Source organism: Rhodopseudomonas sp. BR0C11 (assembly GCF_010820945.1).
Lineage (GTDB): Bacteria > Pseudomonadota > Alphaproteobacteria > Rhizobiales > Xanthobacteraceae > Rhodopseudomonas > Rhodopseudomonas palustris_H.
Window position 1 is genome coordinate 1 of record NZ_QTKI01000422.1, and the last position, 4,082, is coordinate 4,082.

The 4,082-nt window shown below is 64.9% G+C and carries 3 protein-coding genes; 1 reads left to right on the plus strand and 2 read right to left on the minus strand.

Annotated elements, in window-relative coordinates:
- On the minus strand, positions 1–1,800 hold a 1,800-nt coding region (locus DYI24_RS22580), incomplete at its 3' end, for a hybrid sensor histidine kinase/response regulator (protein WP_164573921.1).
- 391 nt (positions 1,801–2,191) lie between these two features.
- On the opposite strand from DYI24_RS22580, the gene DYI24_RS22585 reads away from it, so the two are divergent.
- A complete protein-coding gene (locus tag DYI24_RS22585; protein ID WP_107345988.1) occupies positions 2,192–2,407 on the plus strand; it encodes a CsbD family protein in 216 nt (71 codons plus the stop codon).
- Positions 2,408–2,523: 116 nt separating this feature from the next.
- On the opposite strand, the gene ggt is transcribed toward DYI24_RS22585, so the two are convergent.
- On the minus strand, positions 2,524–4,082 hold a 1,559-nt coding region (gene ggt, locus DYI24_RS22590; protein ID WP_246701348.1), incomplete at its 5' end, for a gamma-glutamyltransferase.

Below are 4,082 nucleotides of genomic sequence, written 5' to 3' on the forward strand. Positions count from 1 at the left end.
GCTCCACGGCAGATCCAGGCTGAAGCGGAAGGTCGAGCCCTCGCCTTCGCGCGAGGTAACGGCGATATCGCCGCCCATCTGTTCGACGATCCGCCGGCTGATCGCCAGCCCGAGGCCGGTGCCGCCGAACCGGCGGTTGATCGAGACGTCGGCCTGCGCGAAGTCGGTGAACAGGCTGCCGACGCGATCCGGCGAAATGCCGATGCCGGTGTCGGTTACCTGCCACTCGACGGTGGCGTGGCTGTCGTTGCGCTTCACGCACGTCAGCACGATCGCAATCGAACCTTGCTCGGTGAACTTCACCGCGTTCGCCGCGAGATTGAGCAGCACCTGACGAATGCGTGCGGCGTCGCCGTTCAGCGACGGCGGTAGCCGCGGATCGATATCGACCTTCAGCTCGATGCCCTTGCCGCGGACTTCCGGCTCGATGATCGCGCGGACCGACTCGACCAAAGTGGCCGGCGAGAAGTCGGCCTGTTCGAACTCCAGCCGACCGGCTTCGAGCTTCGACAGATCGAGGATGTCGTTGAGGATGCGCAGCAGGTCGTCGCCGGAATCGCGGATCGTGGTGACGGCCTGTTGCTGCTCGGGATCGAGCTTGGTTTCGAGCAGCGAGTTGGCAAGACCCAGCACGCCGTTCATCGGCGTCCGGATCTCGTGGCTCATCATTGCCAGGAAGCTGGACTTGGCGCGGTTCTCGGCTTCGGCCTGCTCGGCGCGCCAGCGCTCGGTGACATCACGGCCGACGCCGCGATAGCCGGCGAACTCACCCGCCGCATCGAGCATCGGCTTTGCGGTGAGCGACCACAGCCGCGGCGTGCCGCCGATCACCACATGCACCACAAGATCGTTCATCGCCTCCCGCTGCGCCATCTTCGCAGCGACGCCCATCGCACAGCGACCGTCCTCGGGGCACAGCATGCCGATCACGTCCGCGAGCGGCGCCCCGATCAGCAGCGACGGCGGCAGCTTGGCAACCTCGACGAAGCGCTCCGGCACGTGCACCAGCCGGCCATGCGCATCGGTCTGCCACAGCCAGTCGCTGGCATTGGCCTGGAAGTCCTTCAAAAGCAGCGAGATGATCTCGGTCTGCCGTTCGAGTTCGAACTTCGCCCGCAGATTGTCGAAGAACATCTCGCCGTGCGAGATCAGATTGCGCGACATGAACACCGCGTACAGCACCAGAAAGGCCGCCGTGATCCGATAGGCGGTGCCGTCACTCAGCGCGAGCGATAGAGCTGAACCCGCCGCCAGTGTCCAGGTGTAAGCAAGGCCGGCGCGCGGCACGGTGGATAGTGTAAACGCACCGCCGGAGATCATGCCGGCCGCCACGCAGGCGACGATCAGCTGATCGCCGGGCTCGGCCTTTACGAACACCATCACCGGCATCGCGCCCCAGATCAGCCCAAGCAACAACGCGTGCAGCGTCATGCGGCGGATCGCACGCGCGGAGGCTTCGAGCCGCGGTTCGAACCGCATGCGCAGCCATGACTGCACCGCCGCCCCCGCCGCGAACAGGATCATCGCCATCCACGCCAGCAGTTGCGGGCGGGCGTCATTGTCCCAGAAGGTGAATAGGATCAGAGCAGCGTTGGCGACGTTGATACTCATCGTCACCGGCGTCAGCCGGGTGACGCTATTGATCTGCGCGGCGCGGATCCGCCGCATTTCGTGCTCGTCGATATCAGGCTGCGATATCAGCGTACCGGCACCGCGTCCGCCGAGCCAGAAGTCGAGCAAAGCCGACCGCTCGGTTTGCGACATCCAGGCCGTTGTCATCGATTGCCACAGGCCGGACATCTCGAAGCGCTCTCTCGGCCGTCCTCAGATCCAGGTCCTCGCCGTGTCATGCGCGGCCCCGCATGCACAGTGTAGCCGCCCGAGAGGATCAAGTCTTCCTTTCGTACGACAGCGCCGGAGACGACAATTCCATCGTCGCCTGCCGGTCAGGCGATAGCCCGCCGACCATGCGGCGGGCGGGCTTCACGACCGTTAACTCGACCGCCGAACCTCGGCCGCAACGGCCGCCTCGGTTAATAATCCGCCAAGCGGACTAACGACAGGTAATTTAGTAGTTATCAATTGCGTCAACAGCGTGCAGTCCTTCGGCATCGCAACCGTTACTCCCCGGGAACATCCGAGGGACCAGTCTGTTGTCTCCGCGAAGATCAAACAGCGAAGGAGACATCTGATGGGTAGCACGATGGACAAGATCAAGGGTCAGGCCAACGAGCTCGCCGGTAAGGCCAAACAGGGCATCGGCGAAGCCACCGGTTCTGACAAGCTGCAGGGCGAAGGCGTGATGCAGGAAGCCAAGGGCCACGGCCAGCAGGCGCTCGGCAACGCCAAGGACGCGGTCAAGAATGCGGCCGACAAGGTCGCCGGCACCGCGCACAAGAATCTGTGATGTCTGCGCGTTGACCGCCGCTGACGCGGCGATCAGCAAGTGCAAGACCGGCCCTCGGGCCGGTCTTCGCATGTTTGGACGAGAGCAATTTTGAACAAGCCGGTGGGAGCCGGCGATCAGTAGCCGAGCGCGCAGCCGTCCTTGCGCGGGTCGGAGCCACCGGTCAGCGTGCCCTTATCCCAATCGATCCAGATGCCCTGGCCGCCGCCGTGCGGCGTGCCGATCGGCACGACCTTGTGACCGAGCGCCTTGAGGCCCTCGACGGTCGCCGCCGGCACACCATCCTCGAGCTGATATATGTCCTCGTAGTGCAGGCCACGCGGCAGGTCGATCGCCTCCTGCATATCGAGCCCGTAGTCGAGCACGTTGGTCAGCACGTGAACCTGACCGACCGGCTGATACTGGCCGCCCATCACGCCCCACGACATCCGCGCCCGGCCGTTCTCGGTCGCGAGCGCCGGAATGATGGTGTGTAGCGGGCGCTTCTTCGGCGCGATGCAGTTCGGATGGCCGGGCTGGATGCGGAAGCCTGCGCCGCGGTTTTGCAGCAGCACGCCGGTCTTGTTCGACACGATCGCCGAACCGAACGAATGCGCGATCGAGTTGATGAACGAGCAGACGTTGCGCTCCTCGTCGACCACGGTGATGTACACGGTCGACGGATTCATCGGCGGCGACACCACCGGCAGATCGAGCAGCTTGTCGAGCGCGATCTGGCTGTAATGCTCCTCGGCGAATTCCTTCGCCAGAATACGCAGCACGTCGACATCGACATGCTGCGGGTCGCCGATGTGCTGTTCGCGGATCATGTAGGCGATGCGGGTCGCCTCGGCTTCCAGATGGAAGCGCTCGACGCTGAGCGGGCCGAACTTTGTGAGATCGAACCGGCTGAGGATGTTCAGCATCACCAGCATGGTGATGCCAGGGCCGTTCGGCGGGCACTGCCAGACGTCGAGGCCTTTGTAGATTGTGCCGATCGGCGACGTCGTTTCGGTGCAGTGCTCGGCGAAGTCTTCCAGCGTATGCAGACCGCCGAGCCCGCGCAGCGTCTCGACCATGTCCTCGGCGACCGGGCCCTTATAGAAACCGTCCGGGCCCTTGTCGGCGATCAGCTTCAGCGTGTTCGCCAGTTCGGGCTGAGTGATGACATCGCCGGTCTTGGCGGCTTCGCCGTGCGGTAGCAGATAGCGCTCGGTGTTGGCACCCTTCTTCAGCTTGGCGAAGCCGTTGGCCCAGTCGAACGCGATACGCGGCGCCACCACGTAGCCTTCCGCCGCGGCTTGGATCGCCGGCTGCAGCACCTTGTCGAGCCCGAACCGGCCGTGATCGCGCAGGATCGTCGCCCAGGCGTCGATCGCACCCGGGACCGTAACCGAATGCGGGCTGGTCAGCGGGATCGCGTCGATGCCCTTTTCCAGAAACCACTCGGCCTTGGCGGCCGCGGGCGCCCGGCCCGAGCCGTTATACGCCGTGATCTTGCCGGTGCCCTTGGGCTGCACCAGCGCGAAACAGTCGCCGCCGATGCCGGTGGATTGCGGTTCGATCACCGCCAGCAGCGCCGAGGCGGCGATCGCAGCGTCGGCAGCGGTGCCGCCAGCTTTCAGGATTTCAATCGCGGCCAGCGCCGCCTGCGGGTGCGAGGTCGCGACCATGCCGTTACGGGCGTGGACGGTGG